Genomic DNA, 5,840 nt, shown 5'->3' with positions numbered 1-5,840 from the left:
TTCACCCGTTCTGCAGGTCAGGCAATAACGTTCACCGTGGTAATCGCTGTCGCAGCCAGAACAGTGCCAGTCGGCGCGGTAAACCAGCGGACGGACATCCGGTACATGCCATTGCAGTTGCCGGATATGGCGGGTTTCTTTCGCTTCCGGTTTGACATACGGGCAGTGCTGTCGCCCGTTCTCAGTCAGCGCGTCGTACCGGTGTTCAAACCACGGGCGTTCGGTCTGGTATTCAGGGGGGTACTGTAAGGCGCTGCCGCAGAGATGGCAGCAATAGCGATCGTATGGGGCGGTCTGCGCGGTTCTGGCACCGGCCAGCAGACCATTGCCGTCGAGGCCGATAAAAGATTTTGCGTACATCGTTCAGGTCCTTACCGCCAGACGACACGCAGGCGTCAGCCGTCTCGGTACGGGCAGCATGGCAGGGTGCGAATGGCGGTTGAGTTATGCGTTAGCGGGTCGGTAGCGGCCATGGCCGGTCCCGGAATGCAGAAAGGTTACGGTTGTGCAGGTGCGCCGGAGGGACGAAAACACACGGGGCAGGGTCCGGCACCACAGTACTGTCGCTGGCAACGGGGACACGTCCAGCGTGGAGGGATTTTCCATGGCTGAGTACCGCGTCGTTTTTCCATTCAGCTGTCTCCTCTGCTCAGGCGCCACGGGAATCTGCAATACGCTGTTGCATCCAGCTTTCTACTTCGCTTTTATACCAACGGGAACTCCGTCCCAGCTTGATGGGTTTCGGGAATTCGCCATCCTGAATAAGCTTGTAGAACCACTTGTCGGTCATCCCGGTAAACGTGGTAATGAACGTCATGTCGATAAGCGGGTCTTCTGCGCGAAGGACGGGGTTATTGTTCGTGGTCATGGAATCTCTCCCTCTGAAAATGGATAGTGGGAGGCGTCCGGTGTGGTTGAGTAACATTGCACGCCGGTACTCCTTCAGAGGATTGGGAATGCCTGTAAAAAAATACCGTATTACAGCCAGAACGACGGTGTTGCCAGCCTACCCCTGACTGGCGCCCATGGAACGTGTATCAGCGGAGTAATGTTTAGTCCGCTCTTTTGCCAGGTAACTCGCACGGAAGACCAGGTCTTCGTACTGCTGACGAAATACGGGTTTGTCACGCTCAAGAATGTAAGAGCCACTTTGAGGGAAATGGACCAGGCGGCTGTATTCGGGATAATCGGTTAACCCCAGTGCGCTCAGCCAGGCTTCTTGTATCATGTTCCACAGGCTGCGGTATCCCGCCGATCCCAGAGACCGGAATAAGTCTTTATTGAAGAACAGTAGCGCGTGGTAGTGACTGTGCAGAGCCGTTTCAGTTTCCCTGACCCAGAAATAACGTAACTTGCAAGAATAATCCCGCAGGCCTCTCAAACAACGTTGTTGACGATAATGGTCGATCTTTGCTGTCAGGGAGCGAGTAAAACGCGCCATGACGTTAGATGAGGTATTAGGGTGACAGCAGATACTGTCGTCTGCTGCCCATTCAGGGGAAAAGTGTAAATCTACCCTCAGGGCAAAGGTTCGTGGATACTCAGCTATAGCACAAGCCATGACGTTTTCCAGTCGTTCTAAATAGCGAGAATTAAACGGGGCATGACGATGGTCCAGTAATACGTTATTAAACATAGCGGAACTCCTGGTATTATTTGGTAATAGGTGGGCTATCAAAGAAAGCGAATGGTAATGTTCACAGGCAGTCAGCGGAGGCCGCCTGCGCGTAGTACATACAAACGGTGAATCAGGTATTTAATTACATTGTTTAACAGGCTTGTTATAGAAATAAACTTGAGTGGTTATTAAAGACTTTGCATAGTTGACTGGCTATTAATTACATTTTTCTTGGCTTGGTTTCTATTGGGCTTTTAGGTATCGAGAGACATAATCATGGCTACAATGAGAAATCATTTGACATTCCCGGCAATATAGTTCAATTGGCAATAAAGATAATAGTTGAACAGTGATTCGCATCAACTAACAGGTGTATACTTATTGGGAATTGAATAATGGGGTTTAATGTTGCGAGAGGTGATGTTATAAATAGATTGTAATTGAATGTGCATTAGTCACTATAATTTAATCTCACCTGGTAGTGGTAATAATGCATGCTTTAATCAGGAAAGATAAATACATTCAGAAAAGACATGTATTACTATTACCAACACAAGAAGCTAAACGCTCAAAGGTAAAAACAGGTCTTATACGATAGCTTTTGTATTTTTAACAGAACCATATCACTCTCAAGTTAGTCAGTCAGCAATACAGCATTTTTTGTCACTTCAGAACAGTAATCTATTGAGTTTCACCAGGAGTGCTTACGACCAGTCTAAGACGATGACAGGTTCATGGCGGGAGTAACAACTGAGGGCGGTTTCGCGTCAATGCCCTGGTATTTTTTTCACATATTTGTTTGTCAGTCTGGTAAAAAATAACTTATCAATCTCCACACCCTGTACCATGTAACAATTGCTGTCCTTTACCGCCGGGGCCTCAATGAACCGGTATAAACCACCTTGCACCTCTGCTCTTAATACCAGTCCGGGTTCTCCTGTGACAGCCTTTTATCTGGTATAGTACTTTACCAGTCAGAATCCGAAACTGCCTGCGGGCACGAACAATCCCCACGATACACAGCAGATAAGCCGCATAAACCCGGTATGCAGCTATAGTACACCTCACCCCTTATTCTCATTGGTTTTCCCTACAAGTCATGCCATTTTTTACCACAACAAATGTTACTTTAGTGCGCGGTTATGTTATAAGGTAATAGTGACTTGCGCACCTGCTGCCTGTTGAAAAGGAAACCAGATGAAGGCTTACAACATGATGGACGATTTCAGGTTCCTCTACCCCAGGAAATCTGACATGCATAAGAACATAAGGCGAGACAGAGGACACCTGAACATGCTGGTAAATACCTGGTGCCTTTTTTACAATAACAGCGTTAGAGAAAAACCCGTAGATCTCATTGCTGAATTATATGACTACTATGAGGGAATTACGGATGGTAAGATCATATTCTCAGGTGGCTGGTTCTCAGAATACAAAGAAGAATTTATTGCTGCAACAAGGCAGTGTATCTATAAAAAAATTTCGGCATATCAAAGTCTGAAAGACTATCATTACGAAGTGCTAAGATTTCATCCTAAAGCAGGGTATATTTGCTTTTCTCTGGATGTTGATAAAAACACGCGTAAACACCACTCGTCCGACACCCATAATAAAGACATTAAGGATTTAGCAACAAAATTCATTAATAACTTTAAATCCTTAGCATTATACTCACATATAACTGCATATTTCTGGGTTCTCCTTCGGCGTCGTGATGGATACCCCTATCTTCATTTCACTCTCTACTTCAAAGAAAGAGATTTCAACCATGTGGCTGGATTATCGATAAACAAAACATGGTTCAATGTTTTGAAAAAACAAGGGATCAAAGGAAGTGTTCGTTACTTTATAATAACAGAAGATTTTATTGGTCCTCGTTTATCAAAAGGAGGTGTTGCCGGAGACAGGTGCCTCTATGAGGTCAGCCCATACCACGATGACAAAAAAAATGAGTTATTCATTTATGATGATTATAATGGAGCTGACATACTTCAGAGACTATCCTCAGATATAAATAAAATTAATAACAAAGTGTTTGATTTACACCTGTACACGCTGTCAAAGCTGATTTTTGTTATGCCAGGAAAAAGCAAAAGTCAGGGATTCTCGAAAATAAAGAAATAAGCCAGATTTTGATTCATCATCCTAAGAGTATGCTGGCGCATATTCAGCCCTGCAGTTCACATTACCGGTAGCATTCCACCAGCTATCGTCTGTTGATAACATATCAACGGATAATGCCCGCCAGAAACGAAAACCTACATAATCTGTTTCATCCTGCTTTTCAGCAAATTTTGAGATACATACCATCCTCCAGAAGCAAAGCCAGACTGTCGATAAGCCCTGTGGGGCTTTTCGATAAATATCACTGTTTAAACGACGATCGATTTTGTCGATCGAACCGATCGAATTTCATCGTTATCCCCCGCACTTTTGTGGCTATAAAATCCGCACGGGATACTTATGGCTGTCAGTGTTCCATTTAAAATCATACAGATACCCCTTATGACAGGGTGCGACAACCAAAGGAGTTTTAAAAATGAAAAGAAAAATGATGCTCGCTTTACTGCTGACTTGCGCGCTGATGCCCGTAATGGCAAAGGCCTTCGGAAATAAGGACACCTGGTCCAGTGGTTGGGGCCAGGGAGTCTCCGAATTTGTCATTAAGGGCCCGGGTCAGTCTCAGCTGTCCCTGACCTGTGATGATTCAGGCACCGCGCCTGCCACCATCCAGTTTACCGATGCCACCGGGCATAACGTCGGCATGGACAATGAGAAAACGCTTCAGGTCCGGATTGACGGTGGCGAAGCCATTGATATCAGTGAGTCAGACAGCCGGGTCGGAGAAAACAATCTCACGCTGGCCTGGAACGCACTGCGCACCGGTAAGCAGGCGCTGGTCACCGGTGATGGCGTCCGGCCCGCGCTGTTCACACTCAACGGTGCCGGTAAAGTACTGCCTGCATTCGGCACACACGGCTGCGTCTCCAGAGCCAGCCTGTAATACCCATGGTGGGCTGTTTCTCTGCAGGTATTCAACCGGCGGTGCTGCTCTCCCCAACTCCCGAATTTAATAAGGAATTATTCCGATGAAAATTAAACAATGGCTTTTGCCTGTTCTGCTGGCCGTGTCAGCTCCCTTACTGGCAGCACAGCCTCAGCCAGACATTAAAGTGGAAACCTTTAACAAGGTCCATCCTGCCGGGACGCGTTATGTCACGGTGGTTGTGACCGCACGCGATGACGGCGTAATGGTGAAAAATATCGTGGTTAACCGGGGAAATTGTCGTATCGCCAACCAGAAATATCTGTACTCCAGCAATAAGGAAACCATTCTGCCCGCCACATTACGCTACGGGCAGTCAGTTGAGGTGAGTTTTTATAATAACTGCGTGGCTTCAGAAGTTGATGTCACCACCAGTAAAGGCGGGTGGCAATATACCTATCACTGAGCATACCCTGCCTGATTTACATATCCCCCCCTTCACGGGCTGCCCTCCCCGGCAGTCCGGAGACCCTACCCATGACATTACTCAAAATACTGGTCTCTGCGCTGGGCCAGGTGCTGACGTGGTGCGCCAGCAACCGGGCACAGCAGTTTGTGGAAGACCACTTTCGCGCAGAAGGTTATGACGAAGACAGCATTTATATCGCCAGACAGGCCGCAACCCTGCTCGCAGGTGCCTTAATTGCGGCGCTGATGGAGCAGATACTGCAGATTATCGCCACACACTTAACCCACTGATGCCCTGCTCACTGAGCGGGGCATTTTGTTTTATGACGTTTACCAGGAGCATTCACATGCACAACACCGACAGTCTGTTACTGCCAGAAGGTCCATTTACCCGCAGGCAGGCTGAGGTCATCGTGTCGGCGTACCAGAACGTCTCCATTGAAGACGACCAGGGGACGCATTTTCGGCTGGTCATCCGTGACCGCGAGGGGCAGTTACTCTGGCGGGCGTGGAATTTTGAAGTCAGCGCCGGGTATTGGCTTAACCGCTACCTGCTCAGCCACGGTATACCAAAAAACTGACTCGCCACAGGCCTCACCCGGAGACCCGCCACACCAACAGGCCATGTTCCCACAGGAGCATGGCTTTTTTGTTTATGCCGTTCAGTCAACCAACAAAGGAGATTAACAATGCGATTAGCCAGCCGCTTCGGGCGGACAAACCAAATCCGCCGCGACCGCCCCTTAACCCGTGACGAACTGATGCAGG

At 47.8% G+C, this 5,840-nt stretch carries 8 protein-coding genes; 5 read left to right on the top strand and 3 right to left on the bottom strand.

Annotation, left to right across the window (positions count from 1 at the left end; genetic code table 11):
- The 3 genes from DEO48_RS22980 to DEO48_RS22970 form a co-directional block, all read right to left on the bottom strand.
- A partial coding sequence (locus DEO48_RS22980) for a putative zinc ribbon protein (RefSeq protein ID WP_109846396.1) occupies positions 1 to 360 on the bottom strand: 360 nt, incomplete at its 3' end.
- A gap of 289 nt (positions 361 to 649) precedes the next feature.
- Entirely contained in the window at positions 650 to 868 is a 219-nt protein-coding gene (locus DEO48_RS22975) for an AlpA family transcriptional regulator (RefSeq protein WP_109846395.1), read from the bottom strand.
- Between the two features lie 138 nt (positions 869 to 1,006).
- Positions 1,007 to 1,636, bottom strand: coding sequence for an inovirus Gp2 family protein (locus tag DEO48_RS22970; RefSeq protein ID WP_109846394.1), 630 nt, complete (start codon positions 1,634 to 1,636; stop codon positions 1,007 to 1,009).
- A gap of 1,179 nt (positions 1,637 to 2,815) precedes the next feature.
- On the opposite strand from DEO48_RS22970, the gene DEO48_RS22965 reads away from it, so the two are divergent.
- The 5 genes from DEO48_RS22965 (at position 2,816) to DEO48_RS22945 (ending at position 5,653) form a co-directional block, all read left to right on the top strand.
- Positions 2,816 to 3,742 carry a hypothetical protein gene (locus DEO48_RS22965; protein ID WP_109846393.1) on the top strand — a complete coding sequence of 309 codons (927 nt, stop codon included), beginning with the start codon at positions 2,816 to 2,818 and terminating at the stop codon, positions 3,740 to 3,742.
- 415 nt (positions 3,743 to 4,157) lie between these two features.
- Positions 4,158 to 4,622, top strand: coding sequence for a hypothetical protein (locus DEO48_RS22960; protein WP_109846392.1), 465 nt, complete (start codon positions 4,158 to 4,160; stop codon positions 4,620 to 4,622).
- Positions 4,623 to 4,707: 85 nt separating this feature from the next.
- Complete coding sequence (locus tag DEO48_RS22955; protein ID WP_025203219.1) at positions 4,708 to 5,070, top strand: hypothetical protein; 363 nt, start codon at positions 4,708 to 4,710, stop codon at positions 5,068 to 5,070.
- 71 nt (positions 5,071 to 5,141) lie between these two features.
- On the top strand, positions 5,142 to 5,363 hold the full coding sequence (locus DEO48_RS22950; protein WP_025203218.1) for a hypothetical protein: 222 nt from the start codon (positions 5,142 to 5,144) through the stop codon (positions 5,361 to 5,363).
- Positions 5,364 to 5,419: 56 nt separating this feature from the next.
- Entirely contained in the window at positions 5,420 to 5,653 is a 234-nt protein-coding gene (locus DEO48_RS22945; RefSeq protein ID WP_109846391.1) for a DUF905 domain-containing protein, read from the top strand.
- The last annotated feature ends 187 nt before the right edge of the window (positions 5,654 to 5,840 follow it).

Source organism: Enterobacter sp. CGMCC 5087 (genome assembly GCF_003144775.1).
GTDB lineage: Bacteria > Pseudomonadota > Gammaproteobacteria > Enterobacterales > Enterobacteriaceae > Enterobacter > Enterobacter cloacae_M.
Note: the sequence above shows the minus strand (reverse complement) of the source record. Positions and strands in the feature narration are given on the sequence as shown.